The sequence below is a fragment of the Paracoccus lutimaris genome (assembly GCF_003337565.1).
Lineage (GTDB): Bacteria > Pseudomonadota > Alphaproteobacteria > Rhodobacterales > Rhodobacteraceae > Paracoccus > Paracoccus lutimaris.
On record NZ_QPJL01000004.1, the window covers coordinates 155,022 to 178,274 of the forward strand.

At 64.9% G+C, this 23,253-nt stretch carries 20 protein-coding genes; 6 read left to right on the forward strand and 14 right to left on the reverse strand.

Annotated elements, in window-relative coordinates; translation table 11 throughout:
- Nucleotides 1-32: 32 nt before the first annotated feature.
- Nucleotides 33-806: an L-iditol 2-dehydrogenase gene (locus DFP89_RS05840; protein ID WP_114348472.1), complete on the forward strand. Its 774-nt coding sequence runs from the start codon at nt 33-35 to the stop codon at nt 804-806.
- Between the two features lie 69 nt (nt 807-875).
- Here DFP89_RS05840 and DFP89_RS05845 read toward each other — a convergent pair whose 3' ends face one another.
- The 10 genes from DFP89_RS05845 to DFP89_RS05890 form a co-directional block, all read right to left on the reverse strand.
- The gene (locus tag DFP89_RS05845; protein ID WP_245948610.1) at nt 876-1,934 is read right to left on the reverse strand and encodes a LacI family DNA-binding transcriptional regulator; all 1,059 of its coding nucleotides are present in this window, start codon (nt 1,932-1,934) and stop codon (nt 876-878) included.
- Nucleotides 1,935-1,951: 17 nt separating this feature from the next.
- Complete coding sequence (locus DFP89_RS05850; RefSeq protein WP_114348474.1) at nt 1,952-3,244, reverse strand: D-tagatose-bisphosphate aldolase, class II, non-catalytic subunit; 1,293 nt, start codon at nt 3,242-3,244, stop codon at nt 1,952-1,954.
- Nucleotides 3,245-3,247: 3 nt separating this feature from the next.
- Entirely contained in the window at nt 3,248-4,189 is a 942-nt protein-coding gene (locus tag DFP89_RS05855; protein ID WP_114348475.1) for a tagatose kinase, read from the reverse strand.
- 3 nt (nt 4,190-4,192) lie between these two features.
- Entirely contained in the window at nt 4,193-5,164 is a 972-nt protein-coding gene (locus DFP89_RS05860; protein ID WP_114348477.1) for an ABC transporter permease, read from the reverse strand.
- Nucleotides 5,161-6,672, reverse strand: a complete 1,512-nt coding sequence (locus DFP89_RS05865) for a sugar ABC transporter ATP-binding protein (protein ID WP_114348479.1) — start codon at nt 6,670-6,672, stop codon at nt 5,161-5,163. The genes DFP89_RS05860 and DFP89_RS05865 overlap by 4 nt, the downstream gene beginning before the upstream one ends.
- Nucleotides 6,673-6,752: 80 nt before the next feature.
- On the reverse strand, nt 6,753-7,640 hold the full coding sequence (locus DFP89_RS05870) for a substrate-binding domain-containing protein (RefSeq protein ID WP_114348480.1): 888 nt from the start codon (nt 7,638-7,640) through the stop codon (nt 6,753-6,755).
- Nucleotides 7,641-8,144: 504 nt separating this feature from the next.
- A complete protein-coding gene (locus tag DFP89_RS05875) occupies nt 8,145-8,927 on the reverse strand; it encodes an ATP-binding cassette domain-containing protein (protein ID WP_114348482.1) in 783 nt (260 codons plus the stop codon).
- An 8-nt stretch (nt 8,928-8,935) separates the two neighbouring features.
- On the reverse strand, nt 8,936-9,937 hold the full coding sequence (locus DFP89_RS05880) for an ABC transporter permease (protein ID WP_114348484.1): 1,002 nt from the start codon (nt 9,935-9,937) through the stop codon (nt 8,936-8,938).
- A 112-nt stretch (nt 9,938-10,049) separates the two neighbouring features.
- The gene (locus DFP89_RS05885) at nt 10,050-11,009 is read right to left on the reverse strand and encodes a substrate-binding domain-containing protein (protein WP_245948611.1); all 960 of its coding nucleotides are present in this window, start codon (nt 11,007-11,009) and stop codon (nt 10,050-10,052) included.
- A 264-nt stretch (nt 11,010-11,273) separates the two neighbouring features.
- The gene (locus DFP89_RS05890; RefSeq protein ID WP_114348485.1) at nt 11,274-12,233 is read right to left on the reverse strand and encodes a sugar phosphate isomerase/epimerase family protein; all 960 of its coding nucleotides are present in this window, start codon (nt 12,231-12,233) and stop codon (nt 11,274-11,276) included.
- 196 nt (nt 12,234-12,429) lie between these two features.
- On the opposite strand from DFP89_RS05890, the gene DFP89_RS05895 reads away from it, so the two are divergent.
- Both DFP89_RS05895 and iolG read left to right on the forward strand, forming a co-directional pair.
- Entirely contained in the window at nt 12,430-13,446 is a 1,017-nt protein-coding gene (locus tag DFP89_RS05895; protein ID WP_181870263.1) for a Gfo/Idh/MocA family protein, read from the forward strand.
- Between the two features lies 1 nt (nt 13,447).
- Nucleotides 13,448-14,437 carry an inositol 2-dehydrogenase gene (iolG, locus tag DFP89_RS05900; protein WP_114348489.1) on the forward strand — a complete coding sequence of 330 codons (990 nt, stop codon included), beginning with the start codon at nt 13,448-13,450 and terminating at the stop codon, nt 14,435-14,437.
- A gap of 56 nt (nt 14,438-14,493) precedes the next feature.
- Here the strand turns inward: iolG and DFP89_RS05905 are convergent, their stop codons facing one another.
- From DFP89_RS05905 to DFP89_RS05915, 3 genes are all read right to left on the reverse strand, one after another.
- On the reverse strand, nt 14,494-15,657 hold the full coding sequence (locus DFP89_RS05905) for a Gfo/Idh/MocA family protein (protein WP_114348491.1): 1,164 nt from the start codon (nt 15,655-15,657) through the stop codon (nt 14,494-14,496).
- A 107-nt stretch (nt 15,658-15,764) separates the two neighbouring features.
- Nucleotides 15,765-16,802 (reverse strand): LacI family DNA-binding transcriptional regulator, encoded by a 1,038-nt coding sequence (locus tag DFP89_RS05910; RefSeq protein ID WP_147273273.1) that lies wholly within the window; start codon nt 16,800-16,802, stop codon nt 15,765-15,767.
- Nucleotides 16,803-16,888: 86 nt separating this feature from the next.
- The gene (locus DFP89_RS05915) at nt 16,889-17,662 is read right to left on the reverse strand and encodes a class I SAM-dependent methyltransferase (RefSeq protein WP_114348494.1); all 774 of its coding nucleotides are present in this window, start codon (nt 17,660-17,662) and stop codon (nt 16,889-16,891) included.
- Between the two features lie 129 nt (nt 17,663-17,791).
- Here DFP89_RS05915 and DFP89_RS05920 point away from each other — a divergent pair, with 129 nt between their 5' ends.
- From DFP89_RS05920 to DFP89_RS05930, 3 genes are read left to right on the forward strand one after another with little or no spacing between them, the layout of a single operon-like run.
- Nucleotides 17,792-18,916 carry an ABC transporter substrate-binding protein gene (locus DFP89_RS05920; RefSeq protein WP_181870264.1) on the forward strand — a complete coding sequence of 375 codons (1,125 nt, stop codon included), beginning with the start codon at nt 17,792-17,794 and terminating at the stop codon, nt 18,914-18,916.
- 55 nt (nt 18,917-18,971) lie between these two features.
- On the forward strand, nt 18,972-20,069 hold the full coding sequence (locus DFP89_RS05925; protein WP_114348496.1) for a FecCD family ABC transporter permease: 1,098 nt from the start codon (nt 18,972-18,974) through the stop codon (nt 20,067-20,069).
- A complete protein-coding gene (locus tag DFP89_RS05930; RefSeq protein ID WP_114348497.1) occupies nt 20,063-20,824 on the forward strand; it encodes an ABC transporter ATP-binding protein in 762 nt (253 codons plus the stop codon). Before DFP89_RS05925 ends, DFP89_RS05930 begins: the two co-directional genes overlap by 7 nt.
- A 335-nt stretch (nt 20,825-21,159) precedes the next feature.
- Here DFP89_RS05930 and DFP89_RS05935 read toward each other — a convergent pair whose 3' ends face one another.
- Entirely contained in the window at nt 21,160-23,220 is a 2,061-nt protein-coding gene (locus DFP89_RS05935) for an ATP-binding protein (protein ID WP_114348542.1), read from the reverse strand.
- Between the last annotated feature and the right edge of the window lie 33 nt (nt 23,221-23,253).

The following is a 23,253-nucleotide window of genomic DNA, read 5'->3' on the forward strand; positions in this document are numbered from 1 at the left end:
TCGCCCATATCCCAGGAAGGAGTTCGACTGTCATGAAGCGTCTTGAAGGAAAATCCGCGCTGATCACCGGCGCGGCACAGGGCATCGGTCGCGGCTTTGCACAGGCCTATGTCCGTGAGGGCGCGACGGTCGCCATCGCCGATATCAACCTTGAGGCCGCCGAGGCCGCCGCCGCCGAAATCGGCCAGGGCGCCTATGCGGTGCAGCTGGATGTCAGCCAGCAGGACAGCATCGACGCCGCCGTCGCGGCGGTGGTGGCGCGCGCTGGCAAGCTCGATATCCTGATCAACAATGCGGCGCTTTTCGACGTGGCCGAGACCGTCGATATCACCCGCGCCAGCTATGACCGGCTTTATGCGGTCAATGTCGCCGGGACCCTGTTTACCATGCAGGCCGCCGCCAAGCAGATGATCAAGCAGGGCCATGGCGGCAAGATCATCAACATGGCCTCGCAGGCCGGGCGGCGCGGCGAATCCCTGGTCGCGGTCTATTGCTCGACCAAGGCTGCGGTGATCAGCCTGACGCAATCGGCCGGCCTGAACCTGATCAAGCATGGCATCAACGTCAACGCCATCGCGCCGGGTGTCGTCGATGGCGCCCATTGGAAACATGTCGACGCGATGTTCGCCAAGCTTGAGGGCAAGGCCCCCGGCCAGAAAAAAGCCGAGGTCGAGGCCGGCGTTCCCGCCGGGCGTTTCGCCACCCCGGACGATCTGACCGGCATGGCGATCTTTCTGGCCTCGTCGGAATCCGACTATATCCTGTCGCAGTGCTATAACGTCGACGGCGGCCAGTGGATGAGCTGACCGGGCCAGCGGCACCCGCCGCGAACTCGCGCACTCAGCCCGAACCGATGTGATCCGATCCTGCGCGCCTTACGCCGAGGCGCGCAGCATGATTCTGGCGGTCAGCAGCAGCGCGTCGCCCGATGCCTCGGCCGGGCTTGCCGGGGCCTTTTCATCAAGCAGGACCAGCAGGCGGTTGGTCGCAAGCCGGGCGATCTCGCCATAGTCCTGCGCGACGGTGGTCAGCGGCGGACAGGCATAGCGCGCCAGCGGGTGATCGTCATGGCCCGCGATCCGCAAGCCGCAATCGCGGCCATGGCCGACGCGGATCCCGGCCTCCCATGCCGCCAGCAGCGCGCCAAAAGCCAGCCGGTCATTGGCGCAAAGCAGCGTCGGCGACGGCAGGCCGCGCGCCAGATAACCGGCGGTCTGCTGATGCGCGAACTCCTCGAAATCCCAGCCTTCGGAAGCCGGGATCGGCAGGACATGCGGCATGTGCCCGGCCTTTTCCATCGCCTCTTCATAGGCCAGCCGCCGCGAGCGCGCGTTCAGGTTCACCTCGGGCATGCCCAGAAAACAGGGCGGCGTGCCCGAGCGGCACAGGTAATCGACGATCAGCCCGATGCTCTGGCGGTTGTCGGTGCCGATATAGGGCGTGCCCTCATGGCCGGGGGCATCGACATAGATCAGCGGCACCCGGCTGGCCAGCGAATCCAGCTTGCGCTGCCCGCGCGCCCGCCCCAGAGGCGCGACAATGGCGCCGGCCACGTTCATCGATTCGAACCGCTCGATCGCCTCGGCCTCAAGCTCGGGCCGCCCGTTCGAGCTGAGCGCGATCGCGAAATAGCCCGCCTCATTGGCGATCTCTTCGATCCTGCGGGTCAGTTCCATGTAAAAGGGGTCGATGGCGTTGGGGATGATGACGCCAAGGATCTTGGTGCGCTGCCGTTTCAGATTGACCGCGAACAGATTGGGCCGAAAGCCGGAATCGGTGACCGCCTGTTCGATCCGCTTGCGGGTCTTTTCACGGACCGAGGCAGGATCGTTGAAGTATTTCGAGACCGTCGGCCGCGACAGCCCGACATGGGCCGCGAAATCCTCCATCGTGCGGATATTTGCCGGCTTTGCCTTGGAATTATTCGCGGCCAATATGATGCATTCCCGTTTCAAGGACGTGCGGAAGAACCCCGGCACGCCACGACATAATCTTGCGCCAGCCGTTCAACCGCAGCAAGAGCCAGATCCCTTGCGCGCGGCGCCAGCCGGCCGGCACGGACATCGGGATAGAGCCCGCCAAGATACTGCGCAATCAGTGTTTCGGGCAGGTCGATATCCCCCAGCAGGGCCAAAAGCTCGGCCACTGCCTTGTCGGCTGCCGGGTTCGGCCAGTAATAGCGGATACGGTCACTATACGAGAAATGCCGCTGCAAGGCGCGCTCTGCGTCCGAGCCGTGATAATAGCGGTCCCAGTTTTTGGGCGCGTCCAGCATCACCGACTCCATTGTCGCGCGCAGGCTACGGGGGCGTTGGCCGGGGAAAAGCTCCTCGGCGATGGCGTCCAGCCCGTAAAGCGCCTCGCGCAGGACAAAGGTCAGGCCGGGGCCGACCTTCAGAATGGCAAAGCCATCATCGACCAGCGCGGTCAGGGCCTCGCGGGTCTGGTAGTCGGTCGAATGCGCCTCGAACACCAGTCCGGGCATCCGGGGCAACGTGGCGCTAAGATCAGTCGCAGCGGCAGAATCATAGTCGATGACATTGTGATTGCCGAATTCGACCCCCGGCTGGACCACCAGCCCGATGACCCGGCCAAAGGCGTCAGACAGCCCCGCCGTCGCGAAGGCGTCCTTGTGAACGGCAAAGGTCGTCAGTGCCGCGTCCGGACTGGTCAGTTCCAGCCCCTCGATTTCCTCCATGGCGCCGCCGGGGATCGGGACCTCGGTGCCGATGATATAGACCGGTGCGATGCCATCCTTGGGGCGCGAGGCTTCGGCGGCGGTGGCAAGGCGGGCGGCGCGCGAGGCGGTCTCGGCATCGTCCAGCGCCACCGGCTCGCCCGCGCAGCCCATCGAGCAATCCAGATGCAGCTTGGTGAAACCGGCGGCGGCATAAGCGCGGATCATGGTTTCGGCTTTGGCCATGGCCTGATCGGCCGGCATGTCCTTCCAGGGGTTCGGCCCCAGATGGTCGCCGCCCAGGATCAGCCGGCCCAGCGGGAAGCCGACCCGCGCCGCGATGGCCTCGACAAAGCTGCGGAAATCGGCCGGGGTCATGCCAGTATAGCCGCCATCCTGATTGACCTGATTGCAGGTCGCCTCGATCAGCAGCGGCAGGTCGGTTGGCAGGGTCACGCGCATCGCGGCCTCGATGGCCATGGGATGCGCGGTGCAGATGGACGGGATCCCCGAGGGACCCGGCCGACCGCGCCATGCGGCGATATCGTGCAGCGGATTGTCGGTCATGATCTAGCCTTTCTGTTCCGAAAGCAGCGCGTCCAGCTCGGCGCGCGTCGAGGTGCCCTCCATCGGGCCCAGTTGCGTCACCGCGCGGGCACCGGCGGCATTGGCATAGCGCAGGGCCTGTTCCGGTGCGGCCCCGGCCAGCCAAAAGCTGAGGAAGGCGCCGCCGAAGCTGTCGCCCGCGCCGGTCGGATCCAGTTCGGATACCACCAGCGGGGCCGTGTCGACGCGGGCCCCGGCCTCGAACAGGCTGGCCCCCTTGTCGCCGCGCTTGACGACCACTGTGCGGATGCCACGGTCCAGCAAGGACTGGACGGCGCGGGCCTCGTCGCGCGTGTCATCGAACAGGAACAGCTCCTCGCCCGAGGGCATGAACAGGTCCGTCATCGCCAGCACAGCCTCCAGTGCTTCGCGCAGGCCGGGCGCACCCAGGATCTCGGCGCGCAGGTTGGGGTCGAACGAGATGCTGCCGCCCCGCGCCTTGATGCGCCGCGCGGCGTCCATCACCATCGCGCCCAGGCCCGGCGCCGACAGCGCCGTGCCCATGACATGCAGGTGGTCGCAACTGTCGATCAGCGCCTCGGAGGCGGCGGTCGGGCGCAGGTTCCCGCAGGCGCTGTGGCGGATGTTATAGACAAAGGCGCGGCTGCCATCCTCGCGATAGCGCACAAAGGCGCTGCCGGTGGTCTCGCCCGGCGCGATCTCGATGCCCGAGACATCGACCCCGTCGGCCAGCAGGCGGTCGATATTCACGCGCCCGAAATCATCCTCGCCCACGCGCGAGACGATGGCGCAGGGCGTGCCCAGCTTGCCCAGCTGGTCGATGAAGATCGCCGGCGCCCCCGAGGGAAACGGCCCGACCAGCGGCTGCGCCGCCAAAAAGCCATTGCCCTTGGTGGTGGCGACGATTTCGACCAGCACCTCGCCGATTGTCAGAACCTTTGCCATGCCTCATGCCCTCCGCTGCTTGGCACGCACATCCAGCCAGACGGCGATCAGGATGACGAGGCCCTTGACGATCAACTGATAGAAATAGGGAACCGACAGCATGTTCATGCCATTATTCATGACACCGATGATCAGCGCGCCGATCAGGGTCCCGACCATGGTGCCGACCCCGCCCGCAAGGCTGGTTCCGCCAAGAACCGCCGCCGCGATGGCATCCAGCTCATAGCTCATGCCGGCATTGGTCTGCGCCGAATACAGCCGCGAGGACAGCAGGATTCCCGCCACCGCCGCCATCACCCCCGACAGGGTAAAGATCGCGATTTTCAGGCGGTCGACCTTGATGCCGGAATACAGCGCCGCCTCGCGATTGCCGCCGGTCAGATAGGTGCGGCGCCCGAATGTCGTGCGCGACAGCAGGATGTGGTTGAACACAAACAGCACCAGCACGATCCAGATGATGATCGGCAGTCCCAGGAACGTGCCCGCGCCGATGGCAAGCCAGGCCGGGTCCGCGATCATCGCGGGCGCGCCATTGGTCGGCAGGCTGACCAAGCCGCGATAGATGCCCATGGTCGCGACCGTCACGATGAACGAGGGCAGCATCAGCTTTGCCGTCAGCACGCCATTGATCGCCCCCATCAGCGCACCGGCCGCCAGCGTCAGCAAAAGCGCCGGCACAAAGCCAAACCCCAGCGCCAATGCCCCCACCATGCCCGCGACCGCGATGATCGAGCCGATGGAGAGGTCGATCTCGCCCAAAAGGATCACCCAGGTCATACCAAAAGCCGCAATCGCGACGACCGCAACCTGTTGCAGGATATTGGTCAGGTTCGCCACGGTCATGAAGCGCCCGTTCAGCGCGGTAAAGATCACGCAAAGCAGCACCAGCGCCAGCAGGATTCCGCCATATTGCAGCATCAGGGCGCGCAGCCGGTGGCCCTGCGAGGCGGTGATCGGGTCAGGTGTCTGTGTCATTTCAAAGTTCCCGTTGCATAGGCCATGACGCGCTCGGGCGTCAGATCGGTGCCGGCCACCGTCGCGGTGATCCGGCCTCCGGCCATGATGGAGACGCGATCCGCAAGCCCCAGAACCTCGGGCAGCTCCGACGAAACCATCAGGATCGCCGTCCCCTCTGACGCCAGCTGGCGGATGATGCGATAGATTTCGAACTTGGCGCCGACATCGACGCCACGGGTCGGCTCATCCAGGATCAGCACCCGGGGCCGGGTCAGCAGCCATTTGGCCAGCACCACCTTTTGCTGGTTGCCGCCCGACAGCGTCCCGGCCAGCGTGTCCAGCGAATTGGTGCGGATTGCCAGCCGCTGCACCTCGGCCAGGGCGGCCCGCCGCTCGGCGCCGAAATTCATGAAACCGGCACGCCCGGTAAAGGCCGGGATGGCAGCAGCCGAGATATTCGTGCGCAGCGCGGCCCCCAGGACCAGCCCCTCTTCCTTGCGGTTCTCGGTGACAAAGCCGATGCCGGCCTTGATCGCGTCAGCCGCATTGCGGAACCTGACCGCGCGGCCGTCCACGCGGATCTCGCCCTGCGCCTCGCGCATGCCGAACAGCGCACTCATGACCTCGGACCGGCCCGAGCCCACCAGTCCGAAAAAGCCGTGGATCTCGCCCGGGCACAGATCGAAGGTGACATCATCGAATTCCCCCGCCCGGGTCAGGCCAGAAACCTGCAGCACCGGGGCCGTCGACAGGCCGGGCAAAGGCTCCAGCGCGGGCGGATAGATTTCGTCCATGCGGCGCCCGACCATCAGGGCGATCAATTCCTCGATGGTGGTATCCTCGCGTGCACGGGTGGTGACATATTCGCCGTCGCGGATGACGGTGATATCATCCGACAGGCGCATGATCTCCTCCATCCGGTGCGAGATATAGATGATCGCCGTGCCGCGCGCCTTCAGCCGCGCGATGATGCCGAACAGGATTTCGGCCTCGGAATCCGACAGGGACGAGGTCGGCTCGTCCAGGATCAGCACCTTGGCGGGATGGCTTAGGCCCTTGGCGATCTCGACCAGCTGGCGCTGTGCAATCGAGAGTTGCCCCACCTTGGCGTCGACATTGACCGGCAGGCCCAGATTGGCCACCAGCTCTGCCGCCTGCTGGCGCAGCTTGCGGTCGTTGATAAAGCCGTAGCGCGCCGGCTCATGCGTGGCCATGATGTTTTCGGCCACGCTGAGATTATTGCACAGGCTGAGTTCCTGAAAGACGATGGCCAGCCCGCGCTGCGATGCCTCGGTGGGGTTTTGCGGCAGATAGGGCTGTCCATCCAGCTCCATCCGGCCTTCGGTCGGGGGATGCACGCCGACCAGAATCTTCATCAGGGTGGATTTGCCAGCGCCGTTTTCGCCAAGGATCGTGTGTACGCGTCCCGGACGCACCTCAAGCCGCATGTTCTTCAGCGCCGCGACGGGACCGAAGTTCTTTTTCACATCGCGCATGGACAGTACGGTCCGATCCGCCTCGCTCATGGCTTGCCCTCCCCCCTTCTTGTCCGTCTCCGCCCCGGCGCGATGCCGGGACGGATTTTCTGCATGTGACCGCCGGGCGATCACTTCTTGACGTAGACGCCCGGAACGATGGGCTGTTCGGCCGGAACGGTCTTGCCGGCGATGACGTCGACGGCGGTGTCCACGGCGGTCTTGCCCATTTCCTGCGGGTATTGCTGGATCACGCCAACCATGATCGGGTCGCTGTCAACGGCGTTGCGGGCCTCTTCCATGCCGTCAAAGCCGATCACCTTGACCTGATCCTGAAGGCCGGCTGATTTCGCCGCGACCGCAGCCGCCAGCGCCGCATCGTCGCCAAAGCCGAAGATGCCGGTGATTTCGGGATTGGCCTGCAGCATGTTTTGCGAAACCGCCAGCGCCTCGGCGCGGGTGATGCCGGTCTGCTGGGCAACGATCTCGATATCCGGGAAGGCTTCCAGCCCCTTCTTGAAGCCATCGATGCGGGCCACCACCGACTGAACCGTCGGATAGTCGATGATCGCGACCTTGCCCTTGCCGTCCAGCACCTTGCCCATCAACTCGCCGGCCTTGACGCCGCCGGTATAGTTGTCGGTGCCGATATGCGAGGTCACCTCGGCATTGGCGATCGGAATATCGACCGTGATCACCTTGATGCCCTGGGCCTGCGCCTTGGCGATCGCGGCCACGGCGCCCTGGCTGTCCACCGGCGAGATGACGATGACATCGACGCCCTTGACGATGAAGTCCTCGACATCGGCCAGCTGCTTGTTCAGGTCCTGATTGGCGATGCTGATTTCCAGCGGTACGCCCTTGGCTTCCGCCTCGGCCTTCATCGCATCGGCCAGTTCGATATAGAACGGGTGCTGCTGGGTCAGCAGGGACGCGCCGATTCCCTCGGCAAAGGCGGCCGATCCGGCGCTCAGCGCAACAGTGGTCAGCAGCGCCGAAAGCGCTTTCTTCAGGCTCATGTCAATCCTCCCGGGATCTCGTTGCAAGGAGATCAGATGCTTTGGCGCTTGCCATTGTCCGCAGCTCCTCTCTGCGGCATGAGTCACGATAATTGATACTTAACTCGTGTCAACTTTTAATTTTTCTCATGCGCTTTTTATTAACCTACCCCTGCATCGGGGGCGGCGCGGCCGCATCCCCGATGGCCACAAGCACCACGGAAAAAAGGACAGGCCCGATCCGCGCGCAGCGTTCGGGCGTGGATGCAGGCCGCCTGACAGGCGGGTCGTTCGGAACGGCCTTAGATGGCTCAGCCCGTAATACCTGCGCCGGACGGGGAAACGTTCATAGCGCGCGGCGCTGCGCCCGTCCGTCGTGACAGCCGTTCACGATCCAAAGGGTCTGCTGCGCGCCGGCCTGCCATTCAAAGCCGGTCTCCGGCGAAGATCACCGCCGGCCTTTTCATCATCAGGCCGCGTGACGGCAGGACCGGACGCGGCTTGAGGCCGCACCCTGATCCGGCCTCAGCCCTCCATGGCCACGTCCAGATCGGCAAGCGCCTCGCCACCCGCCATCAGGTCGGTGATCTCCTCGCGGGACTTTTCGCCACGACGGAAATTCGCGGCCACCCGGCCGCGGATCAGGACCGCATATTGATCACCCACGGCCATCGCATGCGTGACCTGATGGGTGATGAACACCACCGCGATGCCCCGCCGCTTGGCCTCGAGCACGATGCGCAGGACGTGGCTTGCCTGCTTGACCCCCAGCGCCGCCGTCGGCTCGTCGAGGATCAGCACCCGGGCGCCGAAATGCACGGCCCGGGCAATGGCCAGGGACTGCCGCTCGCCCCCGGACAGGCCGCCGATCAGCCGGTCGCCATCGTCGATCCGGGTGATGCCGAAATCGCGCACCGCCTTGACCGCGATGGCATTGGCCGTCTTGCGGTCAAAGACCTTGAACGGTCCCCAGCCTTTCGTCGGCTCGACACCGACAAAGAACGACCGGCCGATGGTCATCAGCGGAAAGGTTCCGCCGAACTGGTGGACGGTGGCGATGCCCTTTTCCTGCGCGTCGCGGGGGCGCTCGAAGCTGACCTCGGCCCCGTCCATCAGGAACTGGCCGCGGGTCGGCCTGTGCACGCCCGCCAGCGTCTTGATCAGCGTGGACTTGCCCGCGCCATTGTCGCCCAGCAGGCACAGGACCTCGCCCGCATTCACGCTCAGCGAGATGTCGTGCAAAACGTCGATGGGGCCGAAGGATTTGTCGACATTGCGAAGTTCGATCACAGGGGTTTGCCCGGACATGGCGTGTCTCAGTCCTTTTTCCTGGAGCCGGTATAGCTGAGCGCCATCTGCCGGAAGGTGTTGTTCATCAGGACCGCGATCAGCAGCATCACCCCGATGATCAACGAGGACAGGTTGCGGTCAAAATCGGTGAAATAGATGCCCTGGTTGACCATTGCGAAGGTCAGAGTGCCAAAAAAGATCCCGATCACCGAGCCGAAGCCTCCGGTCAGCAGCACGCCGCCGATCACCACCGAAATGATCGCGTTGAAGATGAAGGACATGCCGGTCGAGACCTGGGCCGAGTTGAACAGGATCGTCTGGCACAGCCCGACAAAGGCGGCGCTGACCGATGACAGGATGAACAGGCCGATGGTGAATTTCGTGGTCGGGATGCCGGCGTTGCGGGCGCTTTCCTTGTCGCCGCCCATGGCGAACAGCCAGTTCCCCCAGGGCGAGAAATGCAGGAAATAGACGTAAAGCGCCGTCAGGCCCAGCCACCAGACGATGATCACCTGATAGGAGTTGAAATAGAACCCGCCAAAGATGGCCTTGGCCCAGGCGGGCGGGTTCATGGCGACGGCGGTGGTGTTGGTCAGCAAGATCGACAGAAACAGCGTCAGCCCGGTCACCGCGAACAGCGTTCCCATGGTCACGATCAGCGATGGCACGGCGGTGCGCACCACCATGATGCCGTTGATCCAGCCGATCACGACCGCAAAGCCCAGCGTCATCAGGATGCCGACCGGGATCGGCAGCCCGTAATGCCCCGAAATGATGCCCATGGACATCGAGGCCGCCGGAACCATGGCCCCGATCGAGATGTCAAGCTCGCCCGCGATCATCAGAAAGCCGATCGGAATGGCGATGATGCCCAGATTGGCGGCCACGTTCAGCCAGCTGGCCGCCCCGGCAAATGAGGTGAAGTTCCGCCCGCCAAAGATGGCGAAAAACACGAAGACAAAGACCATGCCCAGAAACGCGCCCGATTCCGGGCGCCTGATCAGGCTGGCAAAGGACAGATTTCCCATAGGAGTTACCTCGAACTCGTACCGCCTTGGAAAACGGCATCATTCCTGTCGGACATAGAGGGATCAGCCCGGCGCGCGATGCGCGGGGCTGACCGCGAAGGACCGGACCGGATCAGCGCGCGCCGGCAGCGACCCCGACCAGCGCCGCGTCGATATTCCCGGCATCGACAATGCCGGGGCCGGTCAGCACCGGATCGGTCGGCAGGTCGATGCCGAAGTCGATATAGGCGGCCAGCATGGTGGTGGCGAGGAACGCCTGCGCATAGGGCTGCTGGTCGATGGCCATGGTCTGGGTCCCAGCCTTGATCCGCTCAAGCACCGAGGGGCTGAGATCGAACGTGCCCAGCAGCACCGGCCGGCCCGCCTGCTGGATGGCGATGGTCGCCGCGTCCGAAGCCCAGGCGCCCATGGTGATGACCGCGTCAATCGAGGGGTCCTTCAGCAGTTCGGCCTTCAGCGCCTCGGAGGTGCCGGTCACGTCGGAATCGATGCTGGCGGGCGTGGGCAGCCGCATGACCGTGGCGCCATTGGCCTCGGCCCCGGCGACGATGCCATCGCAGCGCCGCTCAAGGTTGACGGCGCCGGGCACATGGATATGGCACAGGATCTTCTTGGCGCCCTTTTTCGCCATGTAAGCGCCGCCCGCCTCGCCGGCCACAAACTCGTCCGAGCCGAAATAGTTGATGCCGGCGATCTGCTCCTTAACCTCTGCACCCGAGTTGTACATCATGATCTTGATGCCCTGATCGGCGGCGGATTTCAGCGCCGGCACCTGGCTTTCAGCCACCCAGACCGGAATGGCGATGCCATCGACGCCCTGGCTGACGGCGGTGTTGATCAGCTGCACCAGATCGGGGCCGAAATTGTCGTAATTCTGCGTGGTCAGATAGTTGACCGTGCCGCCATTGGCCTGAACCACCAGCGCGGCATCATCGACGCCCTTCTTGACGCGGTTGAAGAAGGCGTCATTGGCCGAGCCCGCGATCACCGCGATATCCGCCGCCGAGGCCGCGCCGGTCAGCGCCACCGAAGCCAGCATCGCGGCCAGCATGTTCTTGCGCATATTCATCATCGTTGTCGTTCCTCCCGTTCATGGCCCGAAGCGGCCGGGCAATCCGTCTGCATGCCCCCGACGCGGCTGAGGCGGCCCTGCCTGCCGCCCCGTCCCGCGCCTCTCCTCCAAGGGCTGCACGTCCGCTTGGTATAGGCGAGGTTGTCGCGCTGGCGTAACCGGAAGCTGATTGAAATCAATCACGCCATCCCGACACATCCGGCCCGAAACGCCAGCGGCCACCCGCATGGGGTGGCCGCTGACCGGACTGCCGGTTCCTTGGGGTCAGATTTCCTGCAGCCGGTAATCGGACGGCGCCCGTGGCGCGACATTCTTCAGCAGCGCCACCGAACGTTCCAGCCCCTCGATCGAGTTCAGGATGATGTCCTCATGCTCGATCGACAGCCAGCCGTCATAGCCGCCCATTTTCAGTCGATAGCAGAACTGCCGCCACCAGGTTTCGTCATGGCCGATGCCCAGTGTCACATAGCTCCAGGATCGGGCCGGGATATCGGTCAGCCCGCCATTCTCAAGCAGGCTGGTGGTCGCCTGCACCGGAGCGTTCAGCATCGTGTCCTTGGCATGGACGTGATAGATCGCCCCGCCCAACTGCTCGGCCATGATCAGGGGATCGGCGCCCATCCAGAACAGGTGGCTGGGGTCCAGATTGGCGCCCAGCAACGGCCCGATGGCCTCGCGCAGGCGCAAGAGCGTCGGCATGTTGTAGACGCATTGGTTGCCGTGCAGTTCCAGCGCGATGCGCTCGACGCCGCACTCCCGGGCCAGTTGCGCGATCTCTGTCCAGAACGGGATCAGCACGCGGTTCCACTGATAATCCAGAATCGCCCGCGTTTCCGGCGGCCAGCTTGAGACGACCCAGTTGGGCAGCGTGTCGCCCGGCGCACCCGCCGGCAGGCCGGACATGGTGCAGACCGTCTTGATGCCCATTTCGCCCGCGACGCGGATCGTGTCCTTCAGGCATTCGCCCTGTTTGGGATCGGTGGGATGGGTCGGGTTGCCGTTCGCGTTCAGGCTGATGACCTCAAGCCCGCGCGATTCGAACGCCCGCAGAAAGGCCCGGCGGGCTTGCGTGCTGGCCTTCATGGCAGCCAGATCGAAATGCGGCGCCGTGGACCAGCCGCCGGTATTGACCTCGACGCCATCGACGCCCATCCGGGCCGCGTTCTCCAGCACCTGTTCAAGGGACAGGCCACCCAGACTGTCCGAAACAAACCCGATCTTCATACCCGTTTCCCCATGGTCCGCGGGAATGCCCCGGCACTCCCCCTGCGCCGCCATCTAGGCGCGCCGCCCGGTCCGAGGCACGCGGATCTTTGATTGAAACCCATCAGGAATGGGCCAGCGCGGATCGGGCGGGCATGCCATCTCTGCCCGGTGTCGTTCCCCGCCTTTCGGGAAGACATCTCAAGGAGGAGGTTCCATGACAGTTCCATCGCCCCCGGTCAGATGGGGGATTCTTGGCGCCGCGCGGATCGCGGATGGCGCAATCCTGCCCGGCATCTCGAAAAGCCCGGCCTGCACCGCCTTGGCCATCGGCGCGCGCGATCTGGACCGGGCGCAGGCCATGGCAACCCGGCACGGCATCCCCCGCGCCTATGGCAGCTACGAGGAGGTGCTGGCCGATCCCGAGGTCGAGGCCGTCTATATCGCGCTGCCGAACCACCTGCATGTCGAATGGGCGCGCAAGGCCGCCGATGCCGGAAAGCATGTGCTGATCGAAAAACCCGCCGCCATGCGCGGCGCGGAACTTGCCGCGCTTGAGGGCCTGGACCCCCGGCTACGTATCTACGAGGCTTTCATGGTCCGCCAGCAACCCCGCTGGATCCGGCTGCGCGAGATCCTGCGCTCGGGCGAATATGGCCGCCCGATGACCTTCTGCTCGCTTCTGTCCTTCATGATGACGAACGAGGCCGATTTCCGGCAAAGGCCCGAATGGGGCGGCGGGGCGCATTACGATCTGGGCTGCTACACCGCGATGACCGCCCGCTATGTCTTCGATGCCGAACCCCGGCGGGTCTTTGCCGCGATGGACAGGAATGCGAACGGGATCGACATGTTCACCTCGGTGATCATGGATTTCGGCGATGGCCGCCATGCCACGTTCATGGTGTCCCTGGCGCAGGCGTCGTCGCAATCCATCCAGATCGTCTGCGAAAAGGCCTTCATCACCCTGCCGCAGGCCTATGTGCCCTCACGTGCCGAACCGAACCTGATCCTGATCGACACCTCGGCCGATCATGCGAATTCGAACCTCACCCCCATCGCGTTCCCGACGCTTGATCAGTACGAGGCCGAGGTCACCAATTTCTCCAAAGCGATCCGGGGCGAGCACGTCGCCTTTTTCGATCTTTCCGATGCCCGCGCGAATGCCGCCGTGACCGATGCCATCTTTGCATCCGCCGCCAGTGGCCGCTGGGCCGATGTCAAAGGAGCCTGACATGAGTGTGAAACTTGCCCTGATCGGCGCTGGCCGCATCGCCAATGTCCATGCCGACGCCATTGTCGCCAGCCGCGATGCCAGGCTGGTCGCCGTCACCGACGCGATCCCTGCCGCGGCCGAAAGCCTGGCGGCCCGCAGCGGCGCCCGGGTGATGAGCCCCGACGAGATCGCCGCCGACAAGGATATCACCGGCGTGCTGGTCTGCACCCCCACCGACACCCATGCCGACCTGATCGAGAAATTCGCCAAAGCCGGCAAGCATGTGTTCTGCGAAAAACCGGTCGATCTGGATCTTGCGCGCGCCGAACAGGTGGTGGCCATCGCCGCCGGGGCCGGGGTCAAGCTGATGCTGGGCTTCAACCGCCGTTATGACCCCAATTTCGCCGCCGCGCGCAAGGTCATCGATGCGGGCCGCATCGGCAATGTCGAGATGGTCACCATCACCTCGCGCGATCCGGGCGCGCCGGATATCTCGTATGCCTCGCGTTCGGGCGGGATCTTCCGCGACATGACGATCCACGATCTGGACATGGCGCGCTTTCTTTTGGGCGAGGAACCGGTCTGGGTGTCGGCCCATGCCTCGGTTCTGGTCAAGCCCGAGCTGAGCGATATCGGCGACAGCGATTCGGTTACGGTGATTCTGGAAACCGCCTCGGGCAAGCAGGCGGTCATCACCAATTCGCGCCGCGCAACCTATGGCTATGACCAGCGGATCGAGGTGCATGGCGCATTGGGTGTTGTGGACGTCGCCAACCATCACGAAAACACCCTGCGCATCGGCGGGGCCGACGGCTATACCACCGCGCCCTTGATGAACTTTTTCATGACGCGCTATCTGGCCTCATATGCCGGTGAGATCGCCGAATTCATTGCCTGCATCAAGGAGGACCGCGCGCCGAAAACCACCGGCGCCGACGGGGTGATCGCGCTGAAACTGGCCAATGCCTGCGTGGCTTCGGTCGCCGGGGGCAGGCGCATCGCCGTCTGATCGGACAAGAAAAGGCGCCTGCGGGCGCCCTTTCCGCTGGCCGGAACCAAGGAGGATCAGTCCTGCCATGCCACCCTGACCGGCGCGTTGGTCACGCTGGCCATCTGGATCGCATCCAGCACCTGCGCCGCACGATAGCCATCCTCGATCGAGCCATTCGCCAGCGGCTGCCCGGCATCGATCGCGCAAAGGAATTCGTGGATCATGAAACCGAAGATCTCGGCATAGCCGATCGACACGCGGTCATGGGGCACGGCGGCCAGTGCCACGCCGGGCATCCGCGGCCGGTACTGCACCTGCAGGAAATCCGATCCCTGATCGCTGAACCGGGCGAATTCGTAATAGCCGGGCGTCTCGGTCGAAAAGCGCGCGGTGCCCTGCGTTCCGTATACCTCGACCGAGAGGCAATTGCCCGACCCCACGGCCACGCGGCTGGCGGTCATGAAACCCTGCGCGCCATTGGCAAAGCGCATCAGACCCGACATCACGTCGTCATTGTCGACCCGGGCGGTTTCCCCGGACAGCTCGACATGGCCGTGGCCCACCGCCATGCCCTTGGGCAGGTACCGTTCCGGGATCGAGATGGTCGAGACCGCGCCCACCACCTCGGCCACATCGCCAAACAGAAACCGCATCATGTCCACGGCATGCGTGCCGATATCCAGCAGCGCACCCGGCCCCGCCTTGGCGAACTCATAGCGCCAGGAATGCGGCAATCCGGGATCGGCGGCATAATCGCATTGAAACTTGACGATGATCTGCACGGGCTTGCCCAGATCGCCACGCGCGATGCGGTCCCTGATCTCGGCCAGAGCCGGAATGCGGCGATAGTTGAACACGGTTGCCGACACGCAGCGCGCCGATCTTGCCGCATCGCGCAGCCCCCGCGCGCTGTCCGCCCCCAGCGCCAGCGGCTTTTCGCACAGCACATGCTTGCCCGCCACCAGCGCGGCCTGCGTCACCTCGGCATGCAGGAAATTCGGCAGGCAGATCGACAGGATATCGATCTCGGGGTCCGCAACCACCGCCGTCCAGTCCGAGGCGGTGCCCTGAAACCCGTATTTCGCGGCCAGATCCTGCGCCAAAGCCGGGTTCATGTCGCAGACGGTCTTCAGCCGGATCGCGCCTGCGGCGAAGCGATGGGCATACTGGCGATATCCGGCGGCATGGGCCGCGCCGATCATGCCCGCGCCGATGATGGCGATACCTTTGGGCGACATGGGATCCTCCTGAGCAAGCAAGTCACTTGCCAAGGGTTGTAATCGCGCATTGGCGTTCGCGGGCCCGCGACGCTGATTGTTTCACATCACGCGCAGGTTCGGCCCGGTCAGTTTCCGGCGGGGATGTTTTCGGCGCTGTAAAGGACGATGGGCACCGTCGACACATAGGGCGGCGCGACCGGGATATCCTCATATCCGAAATGGTCCAGCAGCACGTCGATGGCGAATTGCGCCTGCAGACGCGGGCTTTGGTCGATGGTCAGCGTCATCACCCCGTCGCGCAGCATCTTTGCCGTATGCACCGTCAGTTCGTGGCCGATGAACAGCGGAGGCTGCGACAGCAAATTCGCCTCGATGGCGGCACGTACGCCCAGATTGGCGGCGCCGACATTATAGACGGCGGCGGTGTCGGGAATGTCGCGAAAGGCAGCCAGAAGCCGGGCCTGCGTCCGGTTGCGATCATCCAGCCCCTCGACGATGCGGGCGATGGTCAGGCCGCGCGCCTTTTCGGACAGGTATTCGCGAAACCCCTCGACCCGGTCGGCATGGGACTGAAAGCCAAGATGGTTGCAGACGATGACGACCGGCCCCGGCCGCGGAAGCATCCGGCTGACGAAAAGCCCGGCGGCACGGCCGGCGGCACGGTGGTCGGTGCCGGCATAGGCCAGACGTCGGGTGCCTGGCAGGTCCGAAATCATCGTGACGACCGGGATCTTCTGCGCCGCAAGCCGGTCGACCGCGTCCCGGATCAGCGGATCATCCTGCGCATAGACGATGACCGCATTGGTCGAGCTGCCCAGGATCGCCTTGGCGACCGTCGCCGGTTTCTCATCCGGCAGGGTCGAGATCTGCAGGTGGATCGAACGGTCCGTCGCCCGCACGATCTTGCGAAACTCCTGCGCCATATGCTCGAGCAGCGGCAGGTTGGGCCGGGGCAGGATCAGGTTGATGCGGATGATCGGCTTGTAGGCCGGGGGCAGTTTGCGGCGCAGGCCAAGCTCGCGCGCGGCGTCCAGAACCCGGCGGCGCACATCCTCGCCGACATTGCCGCGCTCGTTCAGGACGCGGTCCACCGTTGCCGATCCGACCCCCGCCGCAGCGGCGACATCGGCCATCGTCGGGCGACGCGTGACTTTCTCCTGCAACTTCCGTTCCTCCCGACAGCCGGGCGACGATACATGCCCTTTCCACCGGCGATCAATGGCGGCATTGCCGGGGGCGTGGCCGGTGCTTACGGCTTGCGGGCGCTGATCGCGTAGCGATGCTCGCTGCGCCTCAGCAGGGATTTTCGCCAGCCGAAATGCCGCGCCTGCGCGTGGTGGATGGCGTTGAAGCCGGTATCGATGCGGATATCGGCAAAGCCCGCCGCCCCCAGCATGGCGGCGACGTCCCCTGCCCGCGCCCCGTCCGAGAAATGCACCCGCGCGAGGATCTCGGCGTGACGCGCGGCCATGCTGTCGGCAAGCGTGGCATGCGCGGGACCGATCAGGCGCTGCAAGAACCGCCCCAGCGGGCCGCGACGGACGAAATCGCCGTCCACCAGCAGGATCTGCCCGCCCGGCGCCAGCACGCGCAGCCATTCGGCAAAGGCCGCCGCCGGGTCAACCAGCGTCCAGACCAGATGCCGCGTCACGATGACCTGCTGGCTGCCCGAGGGCAGCATCGTGCGCTCGGCATCGGCCTGCAGAAAGCTGACCTGCGCCCCGGCCGCCCGCGCCTTGGCTCGGGCGCGCTCGAGCATCGGCTCGGACCAGTCAAGCCCGGTCACCTGAAAGCCAAGTTCGCTGCACAGCAAGGCAATCTCGCCGGTCCCCGAGGCCAGATCCAGCAGCCGCCGCCCATCCGCCGGCCCCAGATGGCGCGCGAACAGCTCCGCCCAGGCGGCGCGCTCGGCCCCGTCGGCGATCTTGTGGCCGGGGTCCTGATCGAAGCTCGCGGCGCGATCCGACCAATAGTCACGGATCTCGTCGCGCAGGTCGCGGTTCGTGCCAAAGCTCTGCGTCATCGGCCCTGCCCCCGGCTGCCATCGGGCCCGCAGCTAGCGCATGATATCTGACAAAACAAGTCTGGAATTATTGTTGACAATATTTATCACCAACCCTACCCCAAAGAGAAATCCACCCATGAGGACGTCATGATCCACCTCCGCTCTCTGCTCGGTGCTGCGGCGCTGAGCCTTCTCGCAGCCAGCCACGCGCTTGCCGACAAGGTGACCATCACCGACATCACCGGCCGAGAGGTCGCGGTCGAGACGCCGGTCCAGCGTGTGATTCTGGGCGAGGGGCGGCAGGCGTTTTTCACCGCCGTGCTCGAGACCGAGGACCCCTTTGCCCGCGTCGTCGGCTGGCGCGACGACTTCAAGGAGGCCGATCCCGACACCTATGCCGCCTATCTGCAGAAATTCCCCAGGATCGGCGAGATCCCCAGCTTTGGCGGCTTCAAGGAAGGCACCTTCGATATCGAGCAGGCGGTTTCGCTGAAACCCGATGTGATGATCCTCAACCTCGAGGCCAAGGCCGCAACCGACGAGGCCGGCTATGAGGAAAAACTGGCCGCGGTGGGCATTCCCATCGTCTATGTCGATTTCCGCGAGAATCCCTTTGAGCATACCGCCAAGTCGATGCAGATCATCGGCCAGCTTTACGGCAAGGACGAGCGCGCGGCCGAGTTCAACGCCTTTTTCGCCGAGCAGATCGCCAGGGTGACCGATGTGACCGGCGCGCAGAAGGATCTGGCCCGGCCGCTGGTCTTTGTCGAGCGTGCGGGCGGCTATGCCGAGGATTGCTGCATGTCCTTTGGCGCCGCCAATTTCGGCCAGATGGTCGAGATGGCGGGCGGCACCAACATGGCGACGCCCTTCATTCCCGGCACCTTCGGCACCGTGAATGGCGAGCAGATCATCGCCTCGAACCCCGACATGGTCATCGTCACCGGCGGCAACTGGGAGGCCTATGTCCCCGGTGGCGCCTGGGTCGGCGTCGGGCCGGGCGCCGATCTGGCGGTGGCCCGGACCAAGCTCGCGGCACTGATGCAGCGCCCGGCCTTTACCGGCATCAAGGCGACCGAGGCGGGCAATGTCCACGCCATCTGGCACCAGTTCTACAACAACCCCTACAGCTTCGTCGCCGTCCAGCAGATCGCGAAATGGACCCATCCCGAGCTCTTCGCCGATCTGGACCCCGAGGCGACGCTGAAGGAGTTGCACAGCCGCTTCCTGCCGATCGAATACCGCCCGGGCTATTGGGTGTCGCTGAAATGATGTCACGACGGGGCGGGCAAACACCGCCCCGCTTCGCCTGAATAGGGGTCCAGCCATGTCCAGCCCGACCGAGACAGCGCCGATCAAGACTGCGCCAACCAAGACTGCGCCACCCGATACCGCCGCGCATCCCTATCGCCGGCTCGTCGCCCGCCGCATCACGCTGGTGCTGGGGCTGAGCCTGCTTCTCTGTCTCAGCATCGCCGTCGATGTCTCGCTGGGGCCCGCGCGCTATGCCCTGCGCGACGTGGCGGCGACGCTGATCTGGCCCGAGGCCGCCGATCTGCAGATGCGGGTGGTGGTCTGGGATATCCGCCTGCCCATGGCGCTGATGGCGGTGACGGTCGGGGGGTGCCTGTCGCTTGCGGGCGCGCAGATGCAGACCATCCTCGCCAATCCGCTGGCCAGCCCCTTTACCCTTGGCCTGTCGGCGGCAGCCAGTTTCGGCGCGGCGCTGGCCATGGTTCTGGGCGTGGCGCTGTTTCCCGCCGCGCTGGCGCTGATGGTGCCGATCAATGCCTTCGTCATGGCCATGCTGGCGGCGCTGCTGATCTTTGCGCTGTCCAGCATGCGCGGCGTCACCGTCGAGACCATCGTGCTATTGGGCATCGCCCTGGTCTTCACCTTCAACGCGGCGCTGGCGCTTTTGCAGTATTTCGCCTCGGAACAGGCCCTGGCCGCCGTGGTCTTCTGGACCATGGGCAGCCTGACCAAGGCCAGTTGGGACAAGGTCGCCGTCACGGCGGCGATCCTTGTCGTCTGCACGCCGCTTTTCGCCCGCCGCGCCTGGGCGCTGACCGCGATCCGGCTGGGCGAGGCGCGCGCCTCGGCCATGGGGGTTCCGGTGCGCCGGCTGCGGCTGGAAACGCTGGTCCTCGTCTCGGTTCTGGCGGCGATCCCGGTCTCCTTCGTCGGCACCATCGGTTTCATCGGCATTGTCGGGCCGCATATCGCCCGGCTGCTTCTAGGCGAGGACCAGCGCTTTTTCCTGCCCGGCGCGATCCTGTCGGGCGCCCTGATCCTGTCGGCGACCTCGGTCCTGTCCAAGGCGATCCTGCCCGGCGCCGTGCTGCCGATCGGCATCATCACCGCGCTGGTGGGGGTGCCGTTTTTCGCCACGCTGATCTTTACCCATGGAAGACGCTCATGGTGACGCTGGAACTGGACCGGGTCGAGGCCCGCTATGGCCGCAAGATCATCTATACGGACGCCACCACGCCGGCGATTTCCGGCGGCCATCTGACAGCGCTGATCGGCCCCAACGCGGCCGGGAAATCGACGCTGTTTCGCCGTATCGCCGGTCAACTGGCCGGGTCGGGACAGGTGCGCATCACCGGCGCGGACCGCGATGACCTGCGCTACATGCCGCAGGATACGGCGATATCGGCGGCGCTCAGCGTCTATGAGGCGGTGATCCTGGCGCTGAAGCAGGGCCGCAGCGGCTGGCGCCTGTCGGCGGGGGAACTGGCCGCCGTCGATGCGATCCTGACCCGGCTGAAGATCACCGCGCTGGCCGAGCGGCAACTGGCCGAGCTGTCCGGCGGCCAGCGCCAGTTGATCTCGATTGCCCAGACCCTGGTCAGCCGCCCCAGGCTGGTGCTGATGGACGAGCCGACCTCGGCGCTGGATCTTTACCGGCAATACGAGGTGCTGGAACTCTTGCGCAGCTACGCCGCCGAGACCGGCGCGGTGGTGGTGCTGGCGCTGCATGACCTCAATCAGGTGATGCGCTCCTGCACGACCACCATCGCGGTGGCCGAGGGCCGCGTGGTCGCGGTCGGCCCCACGCTTGAGGTGCTGTCACCGGCGCTGATCCGACGGCTTTACGCCATCGAATCCCGGGTCGAGACCTGTTCGCGCGGCTGCCCGATGATGATCGTCGACGGGGCATTGGAACAGGGCACCTGACAGCGCCAACTCAAGTCCACGGCCAGTCGCAATTGTTCCGCAGCGCACCGGAACAACGCGCCGCGCCCCTTCGCGTCACGACCTTCGCGGCCGGCCTGTCGACGGCGATATCGGCGAAATGCTGGCAGAACCTCCTCGCAATCGCTGCTGAAATCAGGCCGCGCAAATCTGCGGAGAGATTCTCAATACCCGCACCGACACCAGAGCGAAAATCAGAAAACCGTTCGGACCGCGCGCATGATCGCATGCATCATTTGGCATCACGCTGCCTATGTCCCCGCGCACCGCGCGGTGGCCCTGCAACGCGGTGGCCCTGCGGATGACGCGCCCGCCATTCATTCCTTTGGCGTGGATCGCACCTCGGCAAATTCAAGCTGCCTGCTGACCAGCGCGGTCAGATCCGACAACGAGAACGGCTTGGCCAGGAAGGCTGCCCCGGCGATGGGCTGATGCCCCTCGGAAAAGACATCCTCGGCATAGCCGGACATGAAGATGACTCTTGTGTCGGGCCGGTCGCGCAACGCGGTTCGTACCCAGGCAGGCCCGTCCATGCCCGGCATGACGACATCGGTCACGAAGACATCGACCGAAAGCCGCTGATCGGTCAGCAGCGACAACGCATCCTCGGCGCAGGCCGCCTCGAGCACGTTGAAGCCTTGCAGCTTCAGGGCCCGGCTGGCGAAGGCACGGACCGGCGCTTCGTCTTCGACCAGAAGCACCGTCGCCTCGACATCGCGGCGCACGCGCGGAACGGCGGTATGCGTCACGACCTCCTCGTCTTCGCGGCGGTCATGGGCCGGAAAGAACATCGAGAAGCAGCTTCCCCGCCCGGGAACACTGTCACAGAAAATATACCCGCCAGTCTGCTTGACGATGCCATAAGCTGTCGAAAGGCCAAGGCCGGTGCCCTCGCCCGTCCGTTTCGTCGTGAAGAACGGCTCGAAGATCTTGGCCAGATCGTCAGGCGCGATGCCACAACCCTGGTCATGCACCTGCACCCGCACATAATCGCCCGCAGGCAGCGTCGCACGCCCGAATGTCGTGCCGGTATCAAATCGGATATTGTCGGTCGAAATGGCGATATCACCGCCTTGCGGCATGGCATCACGCGCATTGACGACAAGATTCATGATCACCTGCTCGAACTGCCGGCGATCTGCGCGGATCATCCGCAAAGCCGGATCGTGATCGAAGGTCAGCACGATCCGCTCGCCCACGAGCCGGTTCAGCAGATGCGTAAGATCGGACAGCGCATCCCTGAGATCCATGATCTGCGGCTTCAGCGTCTGCTTGCGCGAGAAAGCCAGCAATTGGCGCACCAGCGCAGCCGCCCGGTTGGCGTTCTGGCTGATCTGATCCAGATCGGCATAGTCGGGATCCGCCTTGTCATGCCGCAGCATGAGCAAGTCGCAATGGCCGGTGATCGCGGTCAACAAGTTGTTGAAATCATGCGCAATACCACCCGCCAACTGTCCGATCGCCTGCATCTTCTGGCTTTGCACGAATTGCGCCTCAAGCGTCTTGAGCGCGCTTGCGTCCGAAAGCACGGCAGTCGCATAGTCACCCTGCCCACGGGTCAGGCTGATCTGGACAAAGCGCTGCACTCCGTCGCCCTTCAGGTAAAGCACTTCCGAGCCGCCGATGGTGCGCCCCGCGCAAACATCGCCGACCCAATCGCTCAGCTCGCGTCCCAGACCGTCAAGCAACGCCGCAAGGGATTGGCCCGGAACAGCTTTCGCGCCCAGCAACTCGCGGGCGGCATCATTCGCCCGCATGATGTTCGCCGACGGATCCAGGACCAGAAGCGACACTGGCAGATGATCGAAATCCCCGCCATCTTCCTGAACAGAGGACGCGGTTGCCGGCGCGGCAATATCGTCATCAGAGATACGCCAGCACTGCACCGTCGAGCCGGCATCGCGGGTGACGTGAAAGGGGCCTTGCGCCCCCAGATCGACGCGGAACCTGCCATTGCGGCCAAGCGCGATGCCGATGTCATGCCATATCCGCTCGGGCTCGGCATAGCGCCGCGCCAGCAGCTCCTGCACCCGGCGACCGGTGACATCACCGATCCGTTCAAGCGCGGCCTCGTTTTGCGCAAGGACAATGCCGTCCGGATCGACCGCGAATGATGGCCCCGAATCGTCCAGAACCCGCGAAATGACCCGCATCAGATCGCGCCGGACGGCCAGCCCTCGGCGGATCTGCCTGACCGAGATCGCCCCGCCGGTCAGGTACCAGGCCATGGTCGCGCCGCCCGCCGCCAGCAGCGTCGTACCGCCGCTTGCGCTTTCCGGGCGCAATGCCAGCCAAAGCGCGCCGATCACGACCGGCAGCACCAGAAATGGAACCAGAAGCTGCGCCGAGCGCAGGATCTCTGCCCGTTCGGATATCATCAGGCCCCTCGCAATCAGTCGTTTCCGGTCGGG

What these genes read in the sequence shown, in the direction of transcription:
- DFP89_RS05840 (WP_114348472.1), top strand. Translation starts at nt 33, where the DNA reads ATGAAGCGTCTTGAAGGAAAATCCGCGCTGATCACCGGCGCGGCACAG.
- DFP89_RS05850 (WP_114348474.1), bottom strand. Translation starts at nt 3,244, where the DNA reads ATGACCGACAATCCGCTGCACGATATCGCCGCATGGCGCGGTCGGCCG.
- DFP89_RS05855 (WP_114348475.1), bottom strand. Translation starts at nt 4,189, where the DNA reads ATGGCAAAGGTTCTGACAATCGGCGAGGTGCTGGTCGAAATCGTCGCC.
- DFP89_RS05860 (WP_114348477.1), bottom strand. Translation starts at nt 5,164, where the DNA reads ATGACACAGACACCTGACCCGATCACCGCCTCGCAGGGCCACCGGCTG.
- DFP89_RS05865 (WP_114348479.1), bottom strand. Translation starts at nt 6,672, where the DNA reads ATGAGCGAGGCGGATCGGACCGTACTGTCCATGCGCGATGTGAAAAAG.
- DFP89_RS05870 (WP_114348480.1), bottom strand. Translation starts at nt 7,640, where the DNA reads ATGAGCCTGAAGAAAGCGCTTTCGGCGCTGCTGACCACTGTTGCGCTG.
- DFP89_RS05875 (WP_114348482.1), bottom strand. Translation starts at nt 8,927, where the DNA reads ATGTCCGGGCAAACCCCTGTGATCGAACTTCGCAATGTCGACAAATCC.
- DFP89_RS05880 (WP_114348484.1), bottom strand. Translation starts at nt 9,937, where the DNA reads ATGGGAAATCTGTCCTTTGCCAGCCTGATCAGGCGCCCGGAATCGGGC.
- DFP89_RS05885 (WP_245948611.1), bottom strand. Translation starts at nt 11,009, where the DNA reads ATGATGAATATGCGCAAGAACATGCTGGCCGCGATGCTGGCTTCGGTG.
- DFP89_RS05890 (WP_114348485.1), bottom strand. Translation starts at nt 12,233, where the DNA reads ATGAAGATCGGGTTTGTTTCGGACAGTCTGGGTGGCCTGTCCCTTGAA.
- DFP89_RS05895 (WP_181870263.1), top strand. Translation starts at nt 12,430, where the DNA reads ATGACAGTTCCATCGCCCCCGGTCAGATGGGGGATTCTTGGCGCCGCG.
- iolG (WP_114348489.1), top strand. Translation starts at nt 13,448, where the DNA reads ATGAGTGTGAAACTTGCCCTGATCGGCGCTGGCCGCATCGCCAATGTC.
- DFP89_RS05905 (WP_114348491.1), bottom strand. Translation starts at nt 15,657, where the DNA reads ATGTCGCCCAAAGGTATCGCCATCATCGGCGCGGGCATGATCGGCGCG.
- DFP89_RS05915 (WP_114348494.1), bottom strand. Translation starts at nt 17,662, where the DNA reads ATGACGCAGAGCTTTGGCACGAACCGCGACCTGCGCGACGAGATCCGT.
- DFP89_RS05920 (WP_181870264.1), top strand. Translation starts at nt 17,792, where the DNA reads ATGATCCACCTCCGCTCTCTGCTCGGTGCTGCGGCGCTGAGCCTTCTC.
- DFP89_RS05925 (WP_114348496.1), top strand. Translation starts at nt 18,972, where the DNA reads ATGTCCAGCCCGACCGAGACAGCGCCGATCAAGACTGCGCCAACCAAG.
- DFP89_RS05930 (WP_114348497.1), top strand. Translation starts at nt 20,063, where the DNA reads ATGGTGACGCTGGAACTGGACCGGGTCGAGGCCCGCTATGGCCGCAAG.
- DFP89_RS05935 (WP_114348542.1), bottom strand. Translation starts at nt 23,220, where the DNA reads ATGATATCCGAACGGGCAGAGATCCTGCGCTCGGCGCAGCTTCTGGTT.